The 22,628-nt window shown below is 68.7% G+C and carries 22 protein-coding genes and 2 tRNA genes; 8 read left to right on the forward strand and 16 right to left on the reverse strand.

The window, feature by feature from the left end:
• Nucleotides 1-129: 129 nt before the first annotated feature.
• Nucleotides 130-206, reverse strand: a tRNA-Pro gene (locus tag ABH940_RS11375).
• Nucleotides 207-264: 58 nt separating this feature from the next.
• The gene (locus ABH940_RS11380; RefSeq protein WP_370105153.1) at nucleotides 265-393 is read right to left on the reverse strand and encodes a hypothetical protein; all 129 of its coding nucleotides are present in this window, start codon (nucleotides 391-393) and stop codon (nucleotides 265-267) included.
• A 65-nt stretch (nucleotides 394-458) separates the two neighbouring features.
• Between ABH940_RS11380 and ABH940_RS11385 the strand changes: the two genes are divergently transcribed.
• A tRNA-Gly gene (locus ABH940_RS11385) sits at nucleotides 459-532 on the forward strand.
• Here the strand turns inward: ABH940_RS11385 and ABH940_RS11390 are convergent.
• Together ABH940_RS11390 and ABH940_RS11395 are read right to left on the reverse strand one after the other, a co-directional pair.
• Complete coding sequence (locus ABH940_RS11390) at nucleotides 501-770, reverse strand: hypothetical protein (RefSeq protein WP_370105154.1); 270 nt, start codon at nucleotides 768-770, stop codon at nucleotides 501-503. The two genes, ABH940_RS11385 and ABH940_RS11390, sit on opposite strands and share 32 nt — an antisense overlap.
• 239 nt (nucleotides 771-1,009) lie before the next feature.
• Nucleotides 1,010-1,435, reverse strand: a complete 426-nt coding sequence (locus tag ABH940_RS11395; RefSeq protein WP_370105155.1) for a hypothetical protein — start codon at nucleotides 1,433-1,435, stop codon at nucleotides 1,010-1,012.
• Between the two features lie 1,534 nt (nucleotides 1,436-2,969).
• Between ABH940_RS11395 and ABH940_RS11400 the strand changes: the two genes are divergently transcribed.
• Nucleotides 2,970-3,707: a DUF5677 domain-containing protein gene (locus ABH940_RS11400; RefSeq protein WP_370105156.1), complete on the forward strand. Its 738-nt coding sequence runs from the start codon at nucleotides 2,970-2,972 to the stop codon at nucleotides 3,705-3,707.
• A 362-nt stretch (nucleotides 3,708-4,069) separates the two neighbouring features.
• On the opposite strand, the gene ABH940_RS11405 is transcribed toward ABH940_RS11400, so the two are convergent.
• The 4 genes from ABH940_RS11405 to ABH940_RS11420 form a co-directional block, all read right to left on the reverse strand.
• Nucleotides 4,070-4,252 (reverse strand): hypothetical protein, encoded by a 183-nt coding sequence (locus ABH940_RS11405; protein ID WP_370105157.1) that lies wholly within the window; start codon nucleotides 4,250-4,252, stop codon nucleotides 4,070-4,072.
• A 289-nt stretch (nucleotides 4,253-4,541) separates the two neighbouring features.
• Nucleotides 4,542-5,387 carry a helix-turn-helix domain-containing protein gene (locus tag ABH940_RS11410; protein WP_370105158.1) on the reverse strand — a complete coding sequence of 282 codons (846 nt, stop codon included), beginning with the start codon at nucleotides 5,385-5,387 and terminating at the stop codon, nucleotides 4,542-4,544.
• A gap of 21 nt (nucleotides 5,388-5,408) precedes the next feature.
• A complete protein-coding gene (locus ABH940_RS11415; protein WP_370105210.1) occupies nucleotides 5,409-5,852 on the reverse strand; it encodes a DUF6879 family protein in 444 nt (147 codons plus the stop codon).
• Nucleotides 5,853-5,895: 43 nt separating this feature from the next.
• Nucleotides 5,896-6,114, reverse strand: a complete 219-nt coding sequence (locus ABH940_RS11420) for a hypothetical protein (RefSeq protein ID WP_370105159.1) — start codon at nucleotides 6,112-6,114, stop codon at nucleotides 5,896-5,898.
• Between the two features lie 54 nt (nucleotides 6,115-6,168).
• Here ABH940_RS11420 and ABH940_RS11425 point away from each other — a divergent pair, with 54 nt between their 5' ends.
• Nucleotides 6,169-6,525: a hypothetical protein gene (locus ABH940_RS11425; RefSeq protein ID WP_370105160.1), complete on the forward strand. Its 357-nt coding sequence runs from the start codon at nucleotides 6,169-6,171 to the stop codon at nucleotides 6,523-6,525.
• Between the two features lie 1,329 nt (nucleotides 6,526-7,854).
• Here the strand turns inward: ABH940_RS11425 and ABH940_RS11430 are convergent.
• Nucleotides 7,855-8,127 (reverse strand): hypothetical protein, encoded by a 273-nt coding sequence (locus ABH940_RS11430; RefSeq protein ID WP_370105161.1) that lies wholly within the window; start codon nucleotides 8,125-8,127, stop codon nucleotides 7,855-7,857.
• Nucleotides 8,128-8,525: 398 nt separating this feature from the next.
• On the opposite strand from ABH940_RS11430, the gene ABH940_RS11435 reads away from it, so the two are divergent.
• Entirely contained in the window at nucleotides 8,526-9,035 is a 510-nt protein-coding gene (locus ABH940_RS11435; protein WP_370105162.1) for an NUDIX domain-containing protein, read from the forward strand.
• A 6-nt stretch (nucleotides 9,036-9,041) separates the two neighbouring features.
• Here the strand turns inward: ABH940_RS11435 and ABH940_RS11440 are convergent, their stop codons facing one another.
• The 3 genes from ABH940_RS11440 to ABH940_RS11450 all read right to left on the reverse strand — a co-directional run bounded on the left by ABH940_RS11440 (nucleotide 9,042) and on the right by ABH940_RS11450 (nucleotide 11,194).
• Entirely contained in the window at nucleotides 9,042-9,449 is a 408-nt protein-coding gene (locus ABH940_RS11440; protein WP_370105211.1) for an ASCH domain-containing protein, read from the reverse strand.
• A gap of 26 nt (nucleotides 9,450-9,475) precedes the next feature.
• The gene (locus tag ABH940_RS11445; RefSeq protein WP_196195557.1) at nucleotides 9,476-9,673 is read right to left on the reverse strand and encodes a hypothetical protein; all 198 of its coding nucleotides are present in this window, start codon (nucleotides 9,671-9,673) and stop codon (nucleotides 9,476-9,478) included.
• 363 nt (nucleotides 9,674-10,036) lie between these two features.
• Nucleotides 10,037-11,194: a PP2C family protein-serine/threonine phosphatase gene (locus ABH940_RS11450; RefSeq protein ID WP_370063330.1), complete on the reverse strand. Its 1,158-nt coding sequence runs from the start codon at nucleotides 11,192-11,194 to the stop codon at nucleotides 10,037-10,039.
• Between the two features lie 248 nt (nucleotides 11,195-11,442).
• Between ABH940_RS11450 and ABH940_RS11455 the strand changes: the two genes are divergently transcribed.
• Nucleotides 11,443-12,777: a GNAT family N-acetyltransferase gene (locus tag ABH940_RS11455; RefSeq protein ID WP_370105163.1), complete on the forward strand. Its 1,335-nt coding sequence runs from the start codon at nucleotides 11,443-11,445 to the stop codon at nucleotides 12,775-12,777.
• 47 nt (nucleotides 12,778-12,824) lie between these two features.
• Here ABH940_RS11455 and ABH940_RS11460 read toward each other — a convergent pair whose 3' ends face one another.
• Genes ABH940_RS11460 through ABH940_RS11470 form a run of 3 tightly spaced genes read right to left on the reverse strand, consistent with a single transcriptional unit; the run spans nucleotide 12,825 to nucleotide 14,817 of the window.
• A complete protein-coding gene (locus tag ABH940_RS11460) occupies nucleotides 12,825-13,640 on the reverse strand; it encodes an Fpg/Nei family DNA glycosylase (protein WP_370105164.1) in 816 nt (271 codons plus the stop codon).
• Between the two features lie 25 nt (nucleotides 13,641-13,665).
• Entirely contained in the window at nucleotides 13,666-14,151 is a 486-nt protein-coding gene (locus ABH940_RS11465) for a ribose-5-phosphate isomerase (protein ID WP_370063324.1), read from the reverse strand.
• A gap of 57 nt (nucleotides 14,152-14,208) precedes the next feature.
• Nucleotides 14,209-14,817 carry a biotin transporter BioY gene (locus tag ABH940_RS11470; RefSeq protein ID WP_370063322.1) on the reverse strand — a complete coding sequence of 203 codons (609 nt, stop codon included), beginning with the start codon at nucleotides 14,815-14,817 and terminating at the stop codon, nucleotides 14,209-14,211.
• Nucleotides 14,818-15,193: 376 nt separating this feature from the next.
• Between ABH940_RS11470 and ABH940_RS11475 the strand changes: the two genes are divergently transcribed.
• A complete protein-coding gene (locus tag ABH940_RS11475) occupies nucleotides 15,194-16,603 on the forward strand; it encodes an amino acid permease (RefSeq protein ID WP_370105165.1) in 1,410 nt (469 codons plus the stop codon).
• Between the two features lie 196 nt (nucleotides 16,604-16,799).
• Here ABH940_RS11475 and ABH940_RS11480 read toward each other — a convergent pair whose 3' ends face one another.
• Entirely contained in the window at nucleotides 16,800-17,441 is a 642-nt protein-coding gene (locus ABH940_RS11480) for a DsbA family protein (protein ID WP_370063318.1), read from the reverse strand.
• A gap of 329 nt (nucleotides 17,442-17,770) precedes the next feature.
• Here ABH940_RS11480 and pepN point away from each other — a divergent pair, with 329 nt between their 5' ends.
• Both pepN and ABH940_RS11490 read left to right on the forward strand, forming a co-directional pair.
• On the forward strand, nucleotides 17,771-20,359 hold the full coding sequence (gene pepN / locus ABH940_RS11485; protein ID WP_370105166.1) for an aminopeptidase N: 2,589 nt from the start codon (nucleotides 17,771-17,773) through the stop codon (nucleotides 20,357-20,359).
• Nucleotides 20,360-20,618: 259 nt separating this feature from the next.
• On the forward strand, nucleotides 20,619-22,625 hold the full coding sequence (locus ABH940_RS11490; protein ID WP_370105167.1) for a PQQ-binding-like beta-propeller repeat protein: 2,007 nt from the start codon (nucleotides 20,619-20,621) through the stop codon (nucleotides 22,623-22,625).
• Nucleotides 22,626-22,628: the final 3 nt, after the last annotated feature.

The following is a 22,628-nucleotide window of genomic DNA, read 5'->3' on the forward strand; positions in this document are numbered from 1 at the left end:
GCCTTCGCAGACGCCACCAGCGTCCCATCCTACCGGCTACCACATGCGCCTTCGCCCCGGTGTCAGCGGAGACCATCGCCGCTGCGTTTTCGCAGCTCAGCGGGGGTGGGAAGGAGAATCCCAGAAAATTGGTCGGGGTGACCGGATTCGAACCGACGACCTTCCGCTCCCAAAGCGGACGCGCTACCAAACTGCGCCACACCCCGTACGTCTTTCGCTTGGCGAGACGTAGCGTACATGGTCGACCACGTCGTCCCGAGCGATTTACCGCGCACCGCGGCGCGGGTCTTCGCGGGGGCCGTTCCGCAGGTCGCCGCGCATGTCGTTGCGCAGGTCGTTGCGCATGTCGTTGCGCATGCCGTCGTCCATGTCGCGGAAAGGGTCGTCGCGCATGTCGTCGATCAAGTGGTGTGCATGGGCCGCCCCGCGTCCGCTACCCTGTTCCCCGAACGGCACTCGCGGGCGTAGCTCAATGGTAGAGCCCTAGTCTTCCAAACTAGCTACGCGGGTTCGATTCCCGTCGCCCGCTCCAACAGGATCGGCCCCAGCTCAGCGACTTGATCGCTGGACTGGGGCCGATCTTCGTTCCGGGATCTACTCCCCCGGCGTGCGCGTTGCGTGCCCCCTGCGTGCCCGTTCCGGCCGGGGCCGCGCTTCATACCGTCGACGATCCGTGCGTTCAGCGCGTCGGCGATGGCGCGCTGCCGTTCCTCGGTGTCGTGCTGGTGGATCAGCGCGGCCCGGGTGGTGCTGTGGCCGAAGCGGGCCATCAACTCTTTGATGCAACTCTTTGGTGCTGGCTCCGGTCGAAGCAGTAGGGGTGTTCTCGGTGTGCCGAAGGGCGACGCCGGAAGCGCTCCAAAGTGCCGAACTGTTCGGCGACCTGAATGACGGTCAGCAGGCGATCAGCCGATGAGCGAGACCGTGGACGCTTCGGCGGCGGATGCCGTGGACGACCAGTTGACCGGGATGCGAAGCGCCGCCAGGACAGGCCGGCAGTGGACCTTGCTCAGAGGCGGCGGGCCGTGTTGGGGCTGATGTTGGGGAAGACGGCCCCGAAGACGGGGGCGAGGACCAACCCCATCATGTTGGTGAAGCCGAGGTGATCGTGCCACACCGTCAGTGCGGCAGCGCTGTGGTGGAGAAGGATGTCGAAGGGGCCGACGCCAAGATCCTTCGCAGTGAGCAGCGCAAAGCCCGCGTACTGGCCCAGAAACGTTGCGGCCAGTGAGCATGCGGAGCTCACCGCTGACGTCACGACGCCGCCGCAGCCACGGCGGTTGACCGCTGTGCCGATCGCTCCACCAATGATTGCGCCTATCCATCCATAGATGGTTTGGGTGGTATCGATGACGAGCGCATAGGCCACGGCGCAGAGCACCATGGAGACCAAGGCGGTGACCACACCCATGGCGACGTTGCCCTTGGTCGCCACTGGAGGGGGGATAGGGGCAGCTGTGGCCTTGCTTCTAACGCTCTCGCTCATTGGTTGTCTCCGTGGGACTTGTGACCGGGCGGCGGCATGTTAGCAGCGAGAGGCGAGCTTGATCACCGGGTTTTCTGCGCGATGAGCGGCCAAGTGTCTGTGCCAGGAGAACCGATCCGACTGGGGCACTGGGTCGTGCCATTCACGTGCCAGAAGCAGCGGGGAACGCCGGGGCACGGCAGAGATCACCGGGGAGCAGACATGCGAAAGGCCCTGGACCGATTTTGCTGTTCACAGGGCCTTCCGGCTTCCACGTGGCGGGTGCAGGGTTCGAACCTGCGTAGCTTGCGCGACAGATTTACAGTCCGATCCACCTGAGCACTGGACGAGCAGCTGACCTGCGCGGTCATGCTCGCGACTGCCTACGCAGGGCCGTGCCGTCCACCACACGTCCAGATCTTGCTCCGTCCAACTCCGCTTCGCCGCAAGCCCAGCCCACTCAACTCACCTCTGCCAACGCCGTCAGGATCCCCGCCTGGCTTCAGTCGGTAGCTCCATCGCCGCCGGCAACCAGCTCCGCGTCCCCTACTACCTGTTGCAGATCCGCACCTGGAGCCGCAGTCTCAGGCCAGTCGCCCCTGGTCCGCACCACAAATGTCCTCTCAATGTCCTCCCAATAGGCACTTTCTGTGATCCACGTCACACCACAGCGCCCTCCTTTTGGTAGGACACTGCGCGGTGATCGCCGGCACGCGAAGTGCCCACCGGCTAGACCTGGGCCTTGCTCTCGACGACGGGCGTTGTTGCCGCCGGACAGTCGAGGCTATTTGTAGGAACCCGACAGGACATTCAAAGGACCTCAAGAGGACTTTCTTTCTTTATCGAGGTCGATGGAAGATCACTTCATTGCGGACCTGTCGAGAGTCGCTAAGGTGATAGCGAACGGCCATGGGGCGCTGAGAGATTGAGCGGCCCCCCGTCCTACCGGGAGGCCGCTCATGCACCCGCACTGACATCACTCAGGAGGCGCTCCCTATGACCGTACGACCCTCCGACCCTCAGGACCAGCCTCACTGGCCCTCGGGTCCGACCCTCCTCGTCATCACGGCCAGCATGCTCGCATTCGTGCTTGCCTTGCTCATCCCGATCCTTGGAACGCCACTGGTCGCAGCGACAGGCGTTGCCGTGGCTGCTCGCAAGCGAGACTGATCCACCAACTGTGCGGGTGGGGCGGTCGGTGTGACCGCCCCACCGTGTGCCCGCAGGGTGGCGGCACCGTTGCTGGACTGCCGGTTCAGGCCTCTGAGCCATCGTGAACCAGTACTGCGGCGATCCGGCTCGGAACGGCCCGGTCATCGCCAGGCCCTCAGCTGGATCGCCTTCTCCGCAACCGCCAGCGCGCTCGGGTCGGCGGCACTTACCCTCGCGTTCCACGCTCTGGTCAGCGTAAGGGCTGTTGCAGGACCTGCGAGAGCACCGATGAGCGGAAAGCCAGGCGTGCAACTCGGTGGCGGTGCGCACACGCCACCACCATCATCGTGGAATGGCAGAACCTGATTACGCCCAAGGACTTGAGCGCTTGCACGCCCTCATCAGTGGGGACCTGCACGAACACATCGACCCCCTGAGTCGCCCGGCCATCGTCGGCTGGGGTTGGTTCTTTCAGATCGTCCACCAGCTCTACGCCGTGCAGCGAGGCCATCAAGATGGGCACTGCGGCTCCGGCGCGCCCAATCGCCGTTCCGCGTTCGAGCATGCGCTTTCGCTGTTCTGGCTCGTTGACTTGGGAGACGACGCGGTCGACATCCTCAATCGGGCGCTGCAGGAGGACCAGAAGCAGCTAGCGAACCTCGTCAAGGCTGCAGGGCTAGAGCAGAAGGTCTCCGAGGAGGCTTACCAGGTCTTGTGGGGAACGATCGCAGAGTCCATCCCCTCGCACCCCGAAGAGGGAACCCGGAAGATCAGCCAGCTGTTGAAGAAGTACGACCTCAAGGAGCTGGCCACGTACTACTGCGTCGAGTCCCGCTTTGCTCATCCGACGCTGAGCAGCGCGCAGATGTTCTTCGCTGACAGGGGCGAGACTTATGAACTGCATCAGTTGCCCCGGTTCGAAGAAGCCATCCCGTGCCATCAGTTCTGCGTTCAGATTCTCTTTGACTCGATGCACGCCTTCAACCGGCTGATGCTCGGACAGCCCTGGTCTGCTGCACTGCAGGAGATTGCGGAGGAGTACGGGCTCACGCTTCCGATCTACGGCGACGCCCAGACCCCCGACGCTTAGCAGGAGGCCCGACACCTGCAGTCGGCACACCGACCCCATCCCACTTGTGCTCAACGAGCCGTCCGGGTGGAGTCCCTAACTTCTGCCTCGCTTCGGCTGACCGCCCCTCAGCACTATACGCCGTTCGTCGTGGCAGGCGCAGTCGCAGCCGGTGACGTAGTCGCGAATGCGATACACGCCGACCGGGCACACGTGCTTCTGGACGGTGTCCGCTGCCGCATGGCACTCGCCGAAGAACGATTGCGCTGGGGCCTCCCAGGTTCGTTCCTCGCCCAGCTCGGGGAGCGTGAATTCGCCGACCGGCGGATACGGCGGCCGCGGCACGATCGTCCTCGGCTCCTGGTCCCGTCGCGGTCCCGCGCTCACGGGTTGACCTCCAACGGCCGGGCCATCGCGAACAGCTCGGCCCGGCGGGTGAGCATGTCCTCGGCGTCTTGGCGGTCGTCGAACGCCAACGGGTAGCCATCGCCGTCCGCCATCAACTTGCCGCCCTCGCGGACACGGAACGTGTTCCAGCGTTCGTCGTACTCCACGGTGGCGCTCACGTCGCGCCCACCTCCCCCTCGGCCTGGTGGCAGGTGCAGCCGCAGGCGACAGGCACCCAGCCGAGCGCGTGGTACCGGTAGCCGGGTGCCCCGCACTGTTGGTGCAGGTCGGGCCAACGGCCTGCGCCGACCTTGCAGGCGGGTGTCAGGTACGGGCGCGGCAGAGGGCTCGAACTACGTGGAGCTGCGGGCGCTGGGTCCGCCAGGGAGGAAGCGGTAACCGTCATGCCTCGGAAGGTAGAAGCGGCCGAATTGAGCCCTCAACGAACTTGCGGCGACTTGCGCGTGGTCACCCCAGAGCCTGAATCGCTGCCCCGATCAGCTTCCGCGCGTTGCCGCCGAACACAGCCATCCGGGACAGCTCCTGAAACGTCGTCGAGTACATCTCGACCTCGTGCGGCTGCGTGATTGTCAGGAATGCCGACACGAGCTCCACGTTCACTTGCTCCTGGTCGAAGACCCAGAAGTCCTCGACTGGCCAGAGGCCGGAGCGGTCTGCGGAGAACGGCACTACGCCGAGGCTGACCGACGGCAGCGCGGCCACAGCGAGGAGGTGCCCGAGTTGCTCAGCCATCGTCTCCTGCGAGCCGATGCGGTGCCGCAGGACGCCCTCTTCGAGGATGACCGCGAACCGTCTTCCGCCGGCGCGGAGTACGTCGGCCTTGGCCACCCGCACGCGCACGGCCTCGTCCAGGTCGTCGGGCAGTTGGCGGCGGTCGCGGATCGCGGTCAGCAGCGCCCGGATGTACGCCTCGGTCTGCAATGGGCCGGGGATCAGCCAGGAGGCGTACGCGCGGAAGTGCCGAGTGCGTTCCCACAGCGGGAGAACGGACTCCTGGGCGCGCTTCAGGCCGGTGCGTTCCATGCGGCGCCACTCGACGTACATGCCCTCGATGCCGCGCGCCACGGCGATCAGATCCGGGGTCTGGTCTGAGACGTGGCAGTGGGTGGCCCAGGCCCGCAGATCCTCGTCCGAGGGCGTCATCTTGCCGTGCTCGATACGGGAGGACTTCGACTCGTGCCAGCCACACAGGGCGGCCAGTGCCCGCGCGGTGAGCCCGGCGTCGAGCCGGAGTTCGCGCAGACGCTGGCCGAGGGCCTCGCGTGCCTGATTGACGCTGCTGGACGATGACACGGGTTCAGCTTGTCGTCCCGCCTACCGCGGGTGGTAGTCCTCGTGGGGAGTAGCGCGCTCCCACACGGCCTCGAACGCCACCTTGCACAGGGCGACCGTCTCCGGCTCGGTGACGAGTTCCTCGCCCGTCATCGTGCCGTCGCCGGCGAACAGGTTGAACAGGACCGTCTCGCCGTCGAACAGCCAGTAGTCGTTCCCCGGCAGCGCGAGCCCAGAGGCCAGTTGGCGGGGCAGCCAACGTACTTGCTCACCGGCCTTGATGTTGTGGCCGGCGGTGACGTCGTACTCATAGCGGATGTAGTCGCTGACCGGCTCCGACACGATCCGCGCCCGTCGGATCTCTACGCCTCGGACAGTGGTCTGCGCGACCAGGTCGAACCAAGAACACCACCGCTCGGCTGGGTCGAAGCGCCGGCCCTGGTTCCAGTCCTCGAAGTCCGCGTCCCGCGAGTACTCGTCCCTCATCTCCAGGTGCACGGCGGAGTGGCGGGCGGCGCGGAACAGGGCTTCAAACTGCGCCACCGTTGACCTCCGGGAAGAACTGCATCATGCGCTTGGGGAACTCGATGACGTCCTCGTGGCCAGGGATGTTCATCTGCGCGCGCCTGGCGGGGTCGGTGACCTTCCAGCCTTGCAGCAGGTAGTTTCCTGTCTCGTCGTCGAAGTAGACGGTGGGGCTACCGTTGTTCGGGCTGTCGGGGTCCTTGCCGAGCATGTGCAGGGCCATGACGGTGCCTCCGCTCTGGTTCGGGGTGTGTGATCGAGCTTGCACCCTGCGTGCTTGGCGGGCCAGGAGTATGCGGAAACTTGCGGCATCGAGCGCTGGCGCGGCGTTGCCTACTGTCCGGGTGACCCTGGCGCGCCCTACTACGAGCGGACCGGCATCGGGGTCCGAGTCGACCGCCTCACCGGCGTGTACAAGAACGTAGCGCGGGGCGTTGTGGCGCTGGTGTTCCTCTGCCACCCCGAGGGCGGGCAAGCCCAACTGTCCGACGAGTCCACTGCGGTGGAATGGCTCATTCCAGCAGAGGTGATCAACAGGATGGGGACGGTGTTCGCCATCCGGGTTCTCGATGCCATCGCCGAGGGCGAGAGTGCTGTGATCCGGACGCATGACGGGCGAGTCATTCTCGACTGATCCGGGCCGTGATCCGGGAGCTGTGATGACTTTCTCTACTTAATCAAGACGACCACACCGCGCACAGCGCGGCGCGGCCCGCCCCCGCCGCTCGGGCGCGCTCCTGTCTTCGCCCCACACGCCCGGCGGCGAGGCGGCCCGCCGTACAACGACGAGGCCACCCCAGTAGGAAACCCCTGCGAGGGACGGTCGCTGACGCGCTCTGGCAGGCCGATGTGCCAGTGCCTCCGGCGGGGATCTCAGGCTCCGGGATGGCCACGCCCGTGCCAAAAGTGCCGGCCGTTGTGGGCTGAGGAGGGGACTGCCATCCCGCCAGCCATCGACCCAGGCAAAAGCCGAGCAGACTTGCCCCTTGGGGTCCAGGTCGTTCGTACAGTGGCGCGCTCCACCTGGACCCCAAGGGGCAAGCCCGCTCCACGAATGTGTGGGTCGACGGCAGACGGGATGGCAACAGGCACGGGTGTGGCGAATGTGCAGGGCTCGGCGAAACGTCACCCCGGGGAGGGAGGTATTTCCGCAAAAGGCAGAATCCGGGCCTTGTTCGGCGGCCCGATTGGAGCCCCGACTCTGGTCAAAGGCTTGTCCTGGAGCTCACCGATCAGTTGGATGATCTGCATGTTCAGTCAGTTCAATCAGCCTCACAGAGGCACCTTTGAGCAGCGCATCAGCCCCTATCCGATGTGGACACCCCGGAGCAGGTTGGAGCGCTTCAATCGGGCGAAGACAGACTCCGGTTGGCCACTGTTGATCGCCAACCTCCTGTGCTCTGGCGCATGCGCTGTCCTCTTCCTAGAAGTAGCCAAGCCGATCAGCCTCTTGTGCTACGTCGCCAGCATGGGCCTCATGGCAAACGGCCTCAGGACTATCTACGTCATGATTTGCGTCGCTAGAGGCGAAACTGACCGCTTGGCACCAGGATGCACCCCAGCCCCGGCTGAGGATGTAGCGCCGTAGAGCCGAAGAGAGAGGGGTGGTTTTGGAGCTGCACGAAGCCCTGGCACATCGTGCGGAGGCCTCTTCTGAGCCACCCCCCTTGATCGCGTCGCACCTTTTCTGAGGCGGCTGTCCGATCGATCGAGCGCCACCCTAGACGTTGCCTCTGACACTGCCGCCAAAAGCCCGGAGGCCGCCGCTCGGTGCCGTGCCATTCACGTGCCAGAAGCAGCGGGGAACACCGGGGTGTGACGGAGATCATCGGGGAGCGGACATGCGAAAGGCCCTGGACCGATTTTGCTGGTCGCAGGGCCTTTCGGCTTCCACGTGGCGGGTGCAGGGTTCGAACCTGCGTAGCTTGCGCGACAGATTTACAGCCTCATGTGAGACGGTGGCTCAGCCTGCCTTAGCTGCGTACACGTCGGTCAAGACCATCGTCAGGATCCACGCAGCCGAAACCGCGAGGATGCCGTACTTGACGACGCGAGTCCGGAGTCGCCCCAGCCGAGCCACTTCCTCACTTCCTCGGACCTCGGAAGGCTTCGGATCACGCCACCACATCGTGATCAGCCAGATCCCAACCAGCACGAGAACCAGGTACACCGTGTAGCTGCCCTCTCGCTGCCCGAGCTCATAAGCAGATACCTGCCAACCGCCGATCGTGATCACCGGCGCATCCTACGATAAGGGCCGTGGAATGCCCGCTGAGCGCCTGGACATGGTGTAGACAGGCTTTGGGGTCTGAGTGGCATCCTGACCCCTGGAAGTCCCGTTCTGGCGGCGTACGGCCAGGCTCGCGGCACCACCCACCCCGTGCCCGTTGCATGCCCGTTCCTGCGGGGAACCACGGGGAAGAGCGGGCAGGCAGAGGGTGACTCAGGCGAATGGCCAGGTCAGCGAGTTCCCAGCTCATCATGGTGCCGTCGGCGGAGACTTCCAAACTAGCTACGCGGGTTCGATTCCCGTCGCCCGCTCCAACGCCGAAGGCCCAGGCCAGGGACATGCTCCCCGGTCTGGGCCTTCCGCTTTGAGGGGACGATCCCGTCGCACGAGGAAGGCCGAGGCGCATGGCGAATGGCTGGATGCCGCCCGAGGAGTACGTCCGGACGCTGCCAAAGCAGACCGGGTACGCGTGTCTCTACTTCACCGACGAGCACGGCAACCCGCTCCAACTGCGGTCCGTGCACGCCGAACACGCCGAGGTGTGGCAGTGGCCCGGTGGCAACCTGGATGCGGGCGAGACGCCATGGGCGGCGGCTGTCCGGGAGTGCCGGGAGGAGACCGGGCTCGACTTCCGGGGCGAACCGCGGCTGCTGCTCACGCACTTCGTCACGCCGCGGGCCACCTGGCCCTGCCCGCACGTCGGCTTCGTCTTCGACGGAGGGACGCTCACCGCACGCGAGCTGGCGGCCATCACGCTCGATCCCGCCGAGCACGGCGAGTGGGCCGTGCGCTCACCGGAGGCGTGGCGCGACGACATGGACGACTCGACCTACCGCCGCCTCGCCGCCGCCGTCGAGGCGCGCCGCACCGGGGTCGCCGGGTACCTGGAAACCCTTAACCGTAGCGGCGATTGAGCGCACTCAGGGGTTCGCCACGGCGCGGAAGCGTTCGAGGAGGACGAGGGTGGCGTTGTCCACCGTGAAGGCCGGGTCGTCCCGTTCGGCGACGCACTCCGGACTCAGCCAGAACTCCGTGTGGTCCGCGCGCCATTCGGCGATCGAGGTGAAGCCCTCGCCCTCGTCGACGCAGTGCGCCAGGTCCACCTCGCCGAGCGGCACGACGCGGACCTCCGTGGTCTCCAGCACCGCCACCCGCCGACCGTCCGAGTCCACCACGGCGCCGCGCCTGCCGACGACCGGAAGCTCCTCGCCCGGCCGGTAGTCGGCGAAGAGCGAGGTCGTGGAGGTCTTGCTGCCGTCGAGAACCGCCGCGACCAGGCGGTCGCGGAGCGGACCGGGGAAGGCGAACTCGACGATCGGCAGCGTCATTTGAGACCGAGCCACGTGCGGCCTGGTCACTTGACGATGCTGTTGACCGTGTTGGCGATCTGGTCGAGGAAGCTCTGGATGGGCGTCGCCGCCGACGTCTTCGCCAGGAAGAACCCGAAGAGTATGGCCAGGATCGTGTACCCCATCTTCATCGACTTGTTCCTGATGAAGACGACGAGCAGGATGCCCAATAGGACAACGGCGGAGATGGAGAAGGTTGTCACGGGCCCCTACTTCCTCGATCGAGCGTGACAGCAACGGCTGTTACGGCTGAGGGACGCTCGACAGCCGGGGACACGCGCCGTGATCACGACACCACCCCCTGCGCACGATCGCCCGCTTAGTCAGTCTCTCCGGATCAACGCGCTCCGTAAAGCACTTCTGGCTCACACCCACCGCGAGGGTTCCATATCAGCCGAGATTGTCCGAAGATCGTGTGATGGATGGTACAAGTGAGGCCGTTGATAAGGCCATTCGGCCCAGGTCCGCCACGTGAACGCCTCGCGCAGCACCTGTGCGCCGCCCGTGCGCCCCGCCTGAACCGTCAGCCGTGCGGCGTCCGCGGGGCCCGCAGCATCACCCCGGCGTCATTCGCGCCAGAGCAGCAGCAGTGCCCGGTCGTCGCTGCGGTCCTTGGCGACCGCCTCGATCAGGCGCCAGGCGCAGCCGGAGAAGGTGGTGGCCAGCAGGCGGTCGGCCTCGCCCATCAGTCGGTCCATACCGTCCGTCAGGTCCCGTCCCGGGGCTTCGACCATGCCGTCCGTGCAGAGCATCAGCACGTCGCCGCGGCCCAGTACGCCGCGGACGCCCTCGAACTTGGCGCCGTCGTAGATGCCGAGCAGCGGGCCTTCGGCCTCCTTGGTCTCCCAGCGGCCCAGGCCGCTGCGCCGCTGCATCCCCGGGAGGTGACCGGCCGACAGCAGCTCGAATTCGCCGGTGTCCAGGTCCAGCACCAGGTGGACGGCGCTGGCGAAGCCCTCCTCCCAGCCCTGGCGCAGCAGGTAGCCGTTGGCGGCCGGGAGGAAGTCGTGCGGCGGCAGCGAGCCCACCAGTCCGCCGAACGCTCCGGAGAGCAGCAGTGCCCGCGAGCCGGCGTCCATGCCCTTGCCGGAGACGTCGGCGAGCACCACCTCCAGCACGCGCTTGCCGTCGCCGGTGCGCGCGGCGACCACGAAGTCGCCCGAGAACGACTGCCCGCCGGCCGGACGCAGCGCCATCTCCGCGTGCCAGCCGTCCGGCAGCGCCGGGATCCGGCTCTGCACCTTGAGCCGCTCACGCAGGTCGAAGAGCATCGACCCACCGCGCCGCCACGGCACGCCGACCCGGGCCCGGAACTGGGCCAGCAGCAGCCCGACCGCGCCCACCGCGCCCACCACCAGCACGCAGCCGGGCGTGACCCGGCCCGGCCCGGCGTCGTAGGGGCCGAGGACGACGGACTCGACGGCGAGGGCGGCGGCCGCCGCGGAGTAGAGCAGCACCAGGCTGCTGGGCCGCAGCAGCAGCGCGCCGGAGATGACGGGGATCACCAGCGCGGTCGGTGGGCACCACGGCGGCGCCAGCACGGTGAGGAAGGCCAGCAGCGGCACGAGGGCGGCGATGACGACGAAGGCCATCCAGTCCGCGCCGTCGCCGCGGAAGTAGTCGACCCCGCCTCGGCGCACCCGACGCCAGACCCGGCGTTGCGCCCTGCGCCACCGGGCCGTGCGGGTGTCGACCGGGTGTCGACCGGTCTCGCGACGTGCCATTCCGGGAGACCCTACCGACCCGGACGGCCCATAGTCGATGCGCTTCGGGTGCGAGATGCAACCGATCCGAGCACGGACGTCGACTTCCGGCCGACGTCGACGCACGTGTCGGCGCAGGTGTCGACCCAGGCGCTGGCGTAGGTGCCGGCGTAGGTGTCGACCCAGGTGTCGCCGACGCTCCGTCCGTGCGCGCACGGGCCCGCCGATAACCGTTCGCTTCGCGTTCGCGACACTGCTAGGCAGGTCGTATGAGCCTTTCGAGCGAGTCTTCGCGCGCACCAGGGAACGCCCCGTCATCCCCATCCACTGTCTCCCCCGAGCTGCGGACCGTCGACCCCGACGGCTTTGATGCCTGGTACGACGCCCTGCTGGACGCGTTCGGCGGCGTGCCCGAATCCCCCGAGGAGCGGGCGCTGTGGCGCGAGCTTACCGAGCACGACCGCTCGATCGGCGCATTCGACGCGAAGTCGGTGGTCGGCTCGGCCGCGGCGTTCACCTTCGGGTTGGCCGTTCCCGGCGGGTCGGGCGAACATCGCACATCCGCGCGGGGGCTGGTGCCGGCGGCGGGCGTGACCATGGTCGGCGTGCGCGGCACCCACCGGCGACGCGGACTGCTCACCGCCATGATGCGGCGTCAGCTCGACGACGTACGTGAGCGCGGCGAGCCGCTCGCGGTGCTGACGGCGTCGGAGCCGTCCATCTACGGCCGGTTCGGCTACGCCGTGGGCACCTCGAAGGTGGGGCTGGAGATGGACCGGCACCGGGTGCGGATCGCCGAGCAGGCGATCGACGCGACCGGGGCGGCGGAGGTCCGGCTGCGGCGGGTCGACCCGGCGGAGTCGCTGGCGCAGTGCGAGGAGCTGTACACCCGGGTCGGGCAGCAGCGTCCCGGCTGGCTGCGCCGGCCGGAAGGCTGGGAGCAGCAGGCCCTCCTGGACCCGCCGTCGGAGCGCGAGGGGAACTCCCCGCTGTTCTGTCTGCTCGCCGAGCACGCCGACTCCGGCGAGTTGCTGGGCTACGCCCACTACACCGTCAAGCCCGACTGGGAGCGTCAGGGCCCGAAGGGCACCGTCAACGTCCGCGAGGTCTATGCGGCGACGCCGGGCGCGACGGTCGCGCTCTGGCGGCACCTGCTCGACGTCGACCTGACGGACCGGGTCGAGGTGCGCAGTCGTCCGGTGGACGACCCGATCCTGCACCTGGTCGACGACGTCCGCCGGTGCAACGCGACGATCACTGACAGCCTGCACGTCCGCCTCATCGACGTCGGCGCGGCGCTGTCGGCGCGGGCGTACTCGCGTCCGGTGGACGCGGTGGTGGAGGTCACCGACGCGTTCTGCGGCTGGAACACCGGCCGTTGGCGGCTGAGCGGCGACGAGACCGGTGCGTCCTGCGCGCGCACGACGGATCCGGCGGACGTCTCGCTGACCGTCCGCGAGCTCGCGGCGTCGTACCTCGGTGGCACGACGCTCCGGGCGCTGGAGCAGGCGGGCCGGGTCGCGGAACGGCGGGCGGGCGCGCTGGGGGCGCTCTCCGTGGCGTTCGCGACGGACGTCGCGCCGTGGCTGCCGCGCGGGTTCTGACGGGTTTCTGGCGGATTTCTGATTATCCGTCAGTCAGGCCTGGGCTGTCAGGCCTGGCAGCGCGGGCACCAGAAGAGGTTGCGCGCCGCGTGCTCCTCGGTGCGGACCTCGGTGCCGCAGACCAGGCAGGACTGGCCGGCCCGCCGATAGACGTAGACCTCTCCGCCGTGGTCGTCCTGGCGGGGAGGCCGCCCCATCGCCTCGGGCGTGTGCTCGGGCCGGACCGTGTCGATCCGGCCCACCCGCACGCCCTCGCGCATCAGCGGACGCAGATCCGCCCAGATCGCGTCCCACTCGGCGCGGTCCAGACTGCGGCCCGCACGGTACGGGTTGACGCCCTGTCGGAACAGCACCTCGGCGCGGTAGACGTTGCCGACGCTGCAGAGGACCTTCTGGTCCATCAGCAGCGCGGCGATGGTGGTCCGGCTGCCGCTGATCCGCTTCCACGCGGCGTCGCCGGTGTCCTGCGGACGCAGCGGGTCCGGGCCGAGACGCGCCTCGACCTCCTGCTTCTCCCCCGCGTCGACCAGCAGGCACTTGGTCGGCCCGCGCAGATCGCAGTACGCGTCGTCGGTCGCGATCCGCATGCGGACCTGGCCGACGGGCTCGGGAGCAGGGCCGTGCCCCCAGAAGACCTTGCCGTAGAGCCCGAGATGGATGTGCACCCACCTCCCCGAATCGACCCCGTCGAACCCGAGGAAGAGGTGCTTGCCCTTGGCGTCGGTCTCGGCGAGAACGCGTCCGTCCAGGCGGGCGGCGGCGTCCGCGAACGGCCCCTGCGGAGAGGAGACAGCAACGGCCTGGCCGCCGAACACCCGGTGGTATTCGGCGGCCAGTCGGTGGATGGTGTGGCCTTCGGGCACGAGTCGATGGCTCCGGCGGACGGGATCAGCCCTGGGGGTGGTGGGCCGGGATCGGCGGGAGCTCGCCCGTGGTCTCGTAGTCGGTCAGCATGTCGATCCGCCGGATGTGGCGCTCCCCCTCCGAGAACGGGGTGTTGAGGAAGGCCTCCAGGAACGAGGTCGCCTCGTCGGCGCTGTGCATGCGGGCGCCGACGCTCAGCACGTTGGCGTTGTTGTGCTCACGGCCGAGCTGCGCCGTCTCCACGCTCCACGCCAGCGCGGCGCGGACACCCTTCACCTTGTTTGCGGCGATGGCCTCACCGTTGCCGCTGCCACCGATGACGACGCCGAGGGCCTCGGCGTCCGCAGCGGTGCGCTCGGCGGTCCGGAGGCAGAAGGGCGGGTAGTCGTCGACGGCGTCGTAGATGTGCGGACCGCAGTCGATCGGCTCGTGTCCGGCCTCGGTCAGCCACTTCACGAAGTGCTGCTTCAGTTCGAAACCGGCGTGGTCGGATCCCAGGTAGACGCGCATGCGGAGAGTATGGCAGGAGAGAAAGTTGGTCTACCTCAGGGGCACGAGGAACATCCGCTACGCGTCCTTGCGGCCCACCAGACGCCACGCCGCGGGCAGCAACCCCATCGCCAGGGCGATCTTCACCGCGTCGCCGATCAGGAACGGGTACAGACCCAACTCCGCCGCACGCGTCAGCGACACGTGGAGCGAGACGGCCAGCCACGGCACGCCCACGGCGTAGATCGCGAGCTGGCCGAGCGCCATCGCACCCGCCGTCCGCAGGACACCCCGATCCGCGCCCCGGCGCGCCAGCGCGCCGACGAGCCCGGCCGCGAGGACGAAGCCGACGACGTAGCCGAAGGTCGCGCCCGTACCGGAGGTACCGCCCGTGAACCACGGGACGCCGGCCAGGCCCGCCAGCAGGTACAGGCCCAGCGCGGCCACACCCCGCCGCGCGCCCAGCGCCGTGCCGACCAGCAGCGCGGCGAGCGTCTGCCCCGTCACCGGGACCGGCGAGCCCGGGATCGGGACGGCGAGCTGCGCGGCCAGGCCGGTGAACGCCGCGCCGCCGAGCACGAGTGCCGCGTCACGGACGAGCGCGCGTGCGCGACCGTCTTCGGCTGTCGGCAGCAGGTCGGCGAGGACGGCGCCGGGACGGACTATCGGAGTGGCGGCGAGGCTCACTGCAGGCTCCTGAGCTGGGGTCTTGTCGGATCTTGTCGATGAACGAACGTCAATGAACGTTTGCGAACCTATCCGTTCGAGCACCGTCCCACTCTGCGGACATCCCACAAAAGGTCCGCCGCCCGCTTGGGCGATCCGCACGCCAGGGCCACAGCGGAACCACAGAGTGCGTGCCCGCGATCGACAGAGAGTCACAGAGATTTCCGCATGGTGGCGGGCGGGTCCGGCTTCTCGACATATCGGGCACCCTTGACCGAATAGTGGGCTGGTCGGTCCAACATTCGAACCGACCGGTCCTTTTCGCGCTCTTGTGCGCCGACCTGTACGACCCGTAGAACCGTGCACGACCTGCCCGCCGAACCTCTGGATCCCGCCCATGAGCGTCACCACCCCTGAGCAGCCGGAGACGGCCGCATCCACGGCCACGCCCAGCGTTGCCTCTCCGGGCCTCTCCCACGGGCTCAAGCAGCGGCACCTGTCGATGATCGCCCTCGGTGGCGTCATCGGCGCGGGCCTCTTCGTCGGGTCCGGCGCGGGCATCGCGGCGGCGGGACCGTCGATCATCCTCGCCTTCGCGGCATCCGGCCTGCTGGTCATGCTCGTCATGCGGATGCTCGGTGAGATGTCCGCGGCACGACCCGCCTCCGGCTCGTTCTCGGTGCACGCGGAGAAGGAGATCGGCGTCTGGGCGGGGTTCACCTCCGGCTGGATGTACTGGCTGATGCTCTGCGTGGGCGTCTCGGCCGAGGCGACCGCCGCCGGCGGGATCATGACCAACTGGCTGCCCGGCACGCCCACCTGGATGTGGGTGGCGCTGTTCATGGCCTTCTTCTGCGGCAGCAACCTCGCCGCGGTGAAGAACTTCGGCGAGTTCGAGTTCTGGTTCGCCGCGATCAAGGTCGCCGCGATCGTCGGCTTCCTGGTGCTGGCGCTGCTCGCGATCTTCGGCGTGATCGGCCACGGCGCACCCGGCCTGACCAACCTGACCGGCCACGGCGGCTTCCTGCCGCACGGCATGTCCGGCCTGGTCGTCGGCCTACTGGCCTCCGTCTTCGCCTACGGCGGCCTGGAGACGGTCACCATCGCGGCGGCCGAGTCCGAGGACCCGGTCCGCAACGTCGGTCGCGCGGTGAAGACCGCGATGTGGCGGATCGCCGTCTTCTACATCGGGTCGATGGCGGTCATCGTGACGCTGCTCCCCTGGAACGACCCGAACGTCGTCAAGAGCGGCCCGTACATCGAGGTCCTGGACCACATCGGCATCCCCGCGGCGGGACAGCTGATGAACGTGGTGGTGCTGATCGCGCTGTTGAGCGCGATGAACGCGAACATCTACGGCTCGTCGCGGATGGCGTACTCGCTGGTCCAGCGCGGCCTGGGCCCGAAGGCGCTGGCCCGCGTCAGCGGGGGCGTGCCGCGGCTCGCGGTGCTGGCCTCGTCGGCGTTCGGGTTCTTCGCGGTGCTGCTGAACTTCTGGTGGCCGACGACGGTCTTCCAGTGGCTGCTGAACGTGGTCGGCGCGTCGGTCCTGGTGGTCTGGGCGTTCATCGCCGTCGCACAGCTGCGGATGCGGCGGCGGTTGGAGCGCGAGGCGCCGGAGAAGCTGACGGTCCGTATGTGGGGCTTCCCATACCTCACGTGGGTGGCGCTGAGCGGGGTCATCGCGGTGCTGGCCCTGATGCTGCAGAGCCACGGCAACCGCGTGCAGCTCGCCTGCACGCTGGGCGCGACGGTCGCGCTGAGCGCTGTGGGGTTCCTGCGGAGCAGGCGCGCGCAGGGCGCGTAACTCGCGCACTGACGGAAGTTGCAGCACGTCAGGGGCGCGGGGAATCTGCAGGCGAGCAGCCATGCACATCGGGGGCGCGGGGAACTGCGCGAGCAACCACCCCGATGCGGATGGCCCTGCTCGTTCAGCGACTCACCACACACGGTGGCTTGTCGCGCAGTTCCCCGCGCCCCTGGACAGTGCAACGGACCGGCGATTACTCGAAGTTCGGACCTTCGGTCCGCGTGCGCTTGATCTCGTAGAAGCCCGGCGTCGAGGCGACCAGCAGCGTGCCGTCCCAGAGGCGGGCGGCGGCCTCACCGCGCGGGGCCGGGGTGACGACGGGGCCGAAGAAGGCGACGCGCTCGCCCGTGACGCCGGGGACGGCGATGACGGGGGTGCCGACGTCCTCGCCGACGAGGCCGATGCCCTCGGCGTGGGACTTGCGCACGGCCTCGTCGTACTCCGTCGAAGTCATCGCGTCCGCAAGGGACTTCGGCAGGCCCGCTTCCTCCAGCGCGGACTCGATCGTCGCGCGGTCGCGCGGCTGCTGGCCGTTGTGGAAACGCATGCCCAGCGCGGTGTAGAGCGGACCCAGTACGTCGGAGCCGTGCGCCTGCTCGGCGGCGATGCAGACGCGGACGGCGCCCCACGCCTCGTCCATCAGCTCGCGGTACTTCTCCGGCAGGTCGCGGCCCTCGTTGAGGACGGCCAGGCTCATCACGCGCCAGCGGACGTGGACCGGGCGAACCTTCTCGACCTCCAGCATCCAGCGGGAGGTCATCCACGCCCACGGGCAGAGCGGGTCGAACCAGAAGTCGGCGGTCACGGGCTCGGCGGCAGCGACGTCGGCAGTCATGGGCGGGGCTCCTCGATCGATGATCAGGCATGCGGAATAGGCGGGACAAGCAGGAAAAGCAGGTCATGCGGGTCGAGCGGGTCAGACTGAAGGGCCCGCGCGGAACCAGACGCGCGGGTCGTCCGTCAGACGCAACGACGTGCCCGGCCGCTCCATTCCCCGGCGTTCCGGACCTTCCCGATCCCCGACCGTCCGTTCGGACGGTCCGCCCGCCCGGCTGCCAGGACGCATGAAAGGATGCCGGAACAGGTAGACAGGTAATCCAGGTAGACCACGGTTCTGCGGCGCGACCACCCCCACGCGCCCGCTACGTACAAGGGAGTACGGACGTGCCCGGCACGAATCTCACCCGCGACGAGGCCCGCGAGCGGGCACGGCTCCTCGATGTCGACAGCTACGCCGTCCAGCTCGACCTGCGCAGTGCCCTGGGCGAGACGGGCGTCTTCCGGTCGCGCACCACGCTGCGGTTCCGCTGCGCCGAGCCGGGCGCCGACTCGTTCGCCGACCTGCTGGCCCCGAAGGTCCACCGCGTCACGCTGAACGGGCGTGAGCTGGACCCGGCCGAGGTGTTCGACGGTTCGAGAGTCGCGCTGCCGGGTCTCGCCGCCGAGAACGAGCTCGTCGTCGACGCCGACTGCGCCTACAGCCACACCGGCGAGGGCCTGCACCGCTTCGTCGACCCGGTCGACGGCGAGGTGTACCTCTACACCCAGTACGAGCCGGCCGACGCGCGCCGCGTCTTCGCCAACTTCGAGCAGCCGGACCTCAAGGCGCCGTTCTCCTTCACCGTGACCACGCCCGGCCACTGGGAGGCGTTCTCCAACTCCGCCACCGGCGGCGACCCGGTCCGCAACGAAGACTCGTCCCTGACCTGGATCTTCAGCCCGACGCCGCGCATCTCCACCTACATCACCGCCGTCGCCGCCGGTCCGTACCACGTGGACCGCGACAGCTGGAGCCGTGAGCTGCCCGACGGCCGGCTGCTGGAGATCCCGCTGGGCGCGCTCTGCCGCAAGTCCCTGGCGCAGTACTTCGACTCGGACGAGATCTTCACCGTCACCAAGCAGGGCCTGGACTTCTTCCACGACGAGTTCGACTACCCGTACCCGTTCGGCAAGTACGACCAGGCCTTCGTGCCCGAGTACAACATCGGCGCGATGGAGAACCCGGGCCTGGTGACCTTCCGCGAGGAGTACATCTACCGCTCCAAGGTCACCGAGGCCGCGTACGAGGGCCGGGCCAACGTCATCCTGCACGAGATGGCGCACATGTGGTTCGGCGACCTCGTCACCATGCAGTGGTGGGACGACCTGTGGCTCAAGGAGTCGTTCGCCGACTTCATGGGCGCGTTCTCGCAGGTCGAGGCCACCAAGTACCAGGCGGGCTGGATCACCTTCGCCAACCGCCGCAAGGCGTGGGCCTACCGGCAGGACCAGCTGCCGACCACACACCCGATCACCGCGGACATCCGCGACCTCGAGGACGCCAAGCTCAACTTCGACGGGATCACGTACGCCAAGGGCGCCTCGGTGCTCAAGCAGTTGGTCGCGTACGCCGGGCGGGACGCGTTCCTGGAGGGCGCGCGCCGGTACTTCAAGCGCCACGCGTTCGGCAACACCACCCTGGACGACCTGCTCGCCGTCCTCGCCGAGACCAGCGGTCGCGGCACCGAGGCGATGGCCGAGTGGTCCCGCGCCTGGCTGCAGACGGCGGGCGTCAACGCGCTCACGCCCGAGCTGACGGTGGACGCCGAGGGCCGGATCACCGACTTCGCCGTGCTGCAGGAGGCCGCCGAGGAGCAGCCGACGCTGCGTCCTCACCGGATCGGCATCGGGTGCTACGACCTGGTGGAGGACGGCCGCCTGGTCCGCTCCGCGCGGGTCGAGGTGGACGTGCAGGCGGCGGCGCGGACCTCCGTACCGGACCTGGTCGGCAAGCCGCGCCCGGCGCTGGTGCTGGTCAACGACGACGACCTGACGTACTGCAAGATCCGTTTCGACGCGGAGTCGCTGGACACGCTGCGCGCCTCGCTCGGCGACATCGAGGACCCGCTCGCCCGTGCGCTGTGCTGGTCGGCGGTGTGGAACATGACCCGCGACGGTCTGATGCCTGCCCGCGACTACCTGGACCTGCTGCTCCGCTTCGCCGGTCGGGAGACCGACATCGGCGTGCTGCAGCAGCTGCACGTCCAGGCCCAGCTGACGCTGGAGCAGTACGTCGCGCCGGAGGGGCGCGAGGCCGCGGCGCAGGCCCTGGCTGAGGGCGCGCTGAACGAGCTGCGCGCCGCCGCTCCCGGCGGGGACCACCAGTTGACCTGGGCACGGTTCTTCGCGAAGACCGCGCACAGTGAGGAGGACCTGCGTCTGGTCTCCGGCCTGCTGGCCGGGACCGCGCGGATCGACGGCCTCGACGTGGACCAGGAGCTGCGCTGGGCGCTGCTCGCGGCGCTGGTCGTGGGCGGCGCCGCGGGCGACGCCGAGCTGACGGCGGAGCTGGCGCGCGACAACACCGCCAGCGGCAAGCGCCTGGAGACCGCCGCCCGCGCCTCCGCGCCGACGGCCGAGGCCAAGGCCGAGGCCTGGCGCCTGGTCGTGGAGACCGACGAGCTGCCCAACGCGCTGGTGGAGGCGGAGATCGCCGGTTTCCAGCAGTCCTCGCAGCGGGGGCTGGTCGCGCCGTACGCGGAGCCGTACTTCGAGGTGCTGGAGAAGGTCTGGGCGGAGCGGTCGATCGAGATCGCGCTGCGCATCGTCAAGGGCCTCTACCCGTACCTGGTCGACTCGGACGCGACGCTGACCCGCACGGACGAGTGGCTGACCGAGCACGCGGACGCGGCCCCCGCGCTGCGCCGCCTCGTCCGCGAGTGCCGCGACGACCTGGCCCGCGCCCTGCGTGCCCAGGCCTGCGACGCGCGCTGACGGTCGGTCGATAGTCAGCCGGTAAGTCGGTCGCTCGGTCGGTAGGTCGGTCGGCAAGCAGGACCGGGGAGTCGTTCGCTCACCATCCGTTCGCAGGCGGACGGTACCAGGCGGGTAACGGCTCCCCGTCCGATCGACGGTCACCTCCGGCCCGCTTTCACACGACCTCTACCATGGCTCGCGGGGGCGGGCCGCCTCGATCTCCCTTCCCCGCGCTGACTGAACGCCAGTCGGTGGGTGACGCAAGGAGGACGGGGGCATGACCGACCAGACGCCGGACAACGGCGCCGCGGAAGAGCCGAAGGGCGCAGACCCGAGACCTGGGCAGGCACCTGCACAGGTACCTGGACAAGCACAGCAGCCTGAGGGCCCGGAGTTCGCGCCCACGTCGTACGCACTGCAGGCACCGCCGACGATGTCCACGTCGTACGCGCTGCAGGCACCGCAGATCCCGCAGGACGGCGCGCCGTCGCTCGAGAAGAGCGCGCCGCCGGCCGGCGCTCCGTCGGGTGCGCCGGGTGGTGCACCCGGTGGTGCGCCCGGCGGTGCGCCCGGCGGTGCGCCCGGCTACGGGTTCCCGAACCCGAACGTGCCTCCACAGCAGCCCGCTCCCGGGGCGGGCTACGGCTATCCCAACCCGCAGCCGCAGCAGGGCATGCCGCCGATGGGACAGCCGGGGATGCCGCCGATGCAGGGCATGCCTCAGCAGCAGCCGCCGTTCGGCCAGCCCGGCTACCCGCAGGACCATTACCAGCAAGGCCATTACCAGCAAGGCCAGTACCCGCAGGGCCAGTACCCGCAGGGCCAGTACCAACAGGATCCGTACCAGCAGGGCCAGTACGCGCCGCAGGGACCGTACCCGCAGGACCCCTACCAGCAGGTCCCCAGCCAGCCGGACCCGTACCAACTGCCGCCCATGGCCCAGCAGATGCCGCCGATGCAGGGCATGCCGCCCATGCAGGGCATGCCTCCCGCGCGGACCGGTGCGTCCAAGGGTCTGCTCTTCGGCCTGATCGGCGGCGGCCTCGCGCTGATCCTGATCATCGTCGTCGCGGTCGTCGCGCTCGGTGGCAGCGGCGGGGGCGGCGGAGGCGGAGGCGGCAACAACGGCACGCCGGCGCTCGCCGTCGGCTGGAAGACGGCCAACGGCACGGATTCGGGGAGCCTGATCGGCAGTTGGATCACGGACAAGGACCTGATCCGCGTCGGTGACACCGCGTCTGCCTACAGCCTCGCGGACGGCAGCGTCGCGTGGACCGTGGCACCGCCGTCCGGGGCCTCGGTGCCCTGCGGCATGTCCCCGACCGTGTCGTCCTCCGGCATCGGCACGATCGCCTTCGGCACCGACGACCACAGCTGCACGAACGTGGTCGGCGTGGACACCACCACGGGCCGCGAGCTCTGGAACCTCAAGCTGAACATCCCGCAGGGCGGCTCGGCGTCGGAGGTCAACACCTTCATCAGCGGCACCGTCGCCACCGTCACCGGCAGTGGCGTGATCGGCGGAGTCGACCTCACCAGCGGTAACACCGTGTGGCAGTACAAGCCCCGCGGCCAGTACTGCAACGACGACGCCTACGCCGGTGGCGGCGTCGTCCTGGTCAACGAGTTCTGCGCCGACGTCAACCCGACCTACGTGCTCACCGCGCTGGACGGGGCGACCGGCAAGCAGCTGTGGCAGAAGACCGAGTCCGACAACGTCATGTTCACCTCGGTCCTCAACGGCAACCCGCTGGTCGCGCAGCAGGACGGCAGCGGGGGCCAGCCGGTCACCAACATCTACGACAGCAGCGGCAACCCGACGCCGCTGACCGGCGGAGACACGATCCGGGCCAACGGCTCGGCGCGCAACACGCTCGTCGTGCGGATGCTGAACAGCACGACCATGCTGACCGAGTCGCAGAACAGCTCCAGCAACCCCGGCGTCGAGGCCGTCAACGTGTCCACCGGACAGGCCCTCTGGACGTACTACGGCCAGAACAAGTCCGGTGCCACGCTGGCTCTCCTGTCCCAGACGAACGCCAGCGGCCCGATCTACGCGATCTCGCAGCCCTCGGACTCGTACAACGGCGCCGGTGGCTCCCTCGTCCAACTGGACCCGACCACGGGCAAGGCGACGGTCGTCGCCAGCTTCCCGTCGTCGACAGACTCGACGTACTTCCTGGGCGAGACCGCTCTGGTCGCGCCCGGCACCGGGAGTGAGCGCCCCCGGGTGTACCTGGTCAACGAGGGCTCGGAGCTCCCGGAGATCCAGGAGCTGAGGTAACCC

This window comes from Streptacidiphilus sp. BW17 (genome assembly GCF_041262485.1).
Lineage (GTDB): Bacteria > Actinomycetota > Actinomycetes > Streptomycetales > Streptomycetaceae > Streptacidiphilus.

What these genes read in the sequence shown, in the direction of transcription:
- ABH940_RS11475 (WP_370105165.1), top strand. Translation starts at nt 15,194, where the DNA reads ATGAGCGTCACCACCCCTGAGCAGCCGGAGACGGCCGCATCCACGGCC.
- ABH940_RS11435 (WP_370105162.1), top strand. Translation starts at nt 8,526, where the DNA reads ATGGCGAATGGCTGGATGCCGCCCGAGGAGTACGTCCGGACGCTGCCA.
- ABH940_RS11400 (WP_370105156.1), top strand. Translation starts at nt 2,970, where the DNA reads ATGGCAGAACCTGATTACGCCCAAGGACTTGAGCGCTTGCACGCCCTC.
- ABH940_RS11415 (WP_370105210.1), bottom strand. Translation starts at nt 5,852, where the DNA reads ATGAGGGACGAGTACTCGCGGGACGCGGACTTCGAGGACTGGAACCAG.
- ABH940_RS11455 (WP_370105163.1), top strand. Translation starts at nt 11,443, where the DNA reads ATGAGCCTTTCGAGCGAGTCTTCGCGCGCACCAGGGAACGCCCCGTCA.
- ABH940_RS11380 (WP_370105153.1), bottom strand. Translation starts at nt 393, where the DNA reads ATGCGCGACGACCCTTTCCGCGACATGGACGACGGCATGCGCAACGAC.
- ABH940_RS11465 (WP_370063324.1), bottom strand. Translation starts at nt 14,151, where the DNA reads ATGCGCGTCTACCTGGGATCCGACCACGCCGGTTTCGAACTGAAGCAG.
- ABH940_RS11450 (WP_370063330.1), bottom strand. Translation starts at nt 11,194, where the DNA reads ATGGCACGTCGCGAGACCGGTCGACACCCGGTCGACACCCGCACGGCC.
- ABH940_RS11490 (WP_370105167.1), top strand. Translation starts at nt 20,619, where the DNA reads ATGACCGACCAGACGCCGGACAACGGCGCCGCGGAAGAGCCGAAGGGC.
- ABH940_RS11420 (WP_370105159.1), bottom strand. Translation starts at nt 6,114, where the DNA reads ATGGCCCTGCACATGCTCGGCAAGGACCCCGACAGCCCGAACAACGGT.
- ABH940_RS11390 (WP_370105154.1), bottom strand. Translation starts at nt 770, where the DNA reads ATGGCCCGCTTCGGCCACAGCACCACCCGGGCCGCGCTGATCCACCAG.
- ABH940_RS11480 (WP_370063318.1), bottom strand. Translation starts at nt 17,441, where the DNA reads ATGACTGCCGACGTCGCTGCCGCCGAGCCCGTGACCGCCGACTTCTGG.
- ABH940_RS11440 (WP_370105211.1), bottom strand. Translation starts at nt 9,449, where the DNA reads ATGACGCTGCCGATCGTCGAGTTCGCCTTCCCCGGTCCGCTCCGCGAC.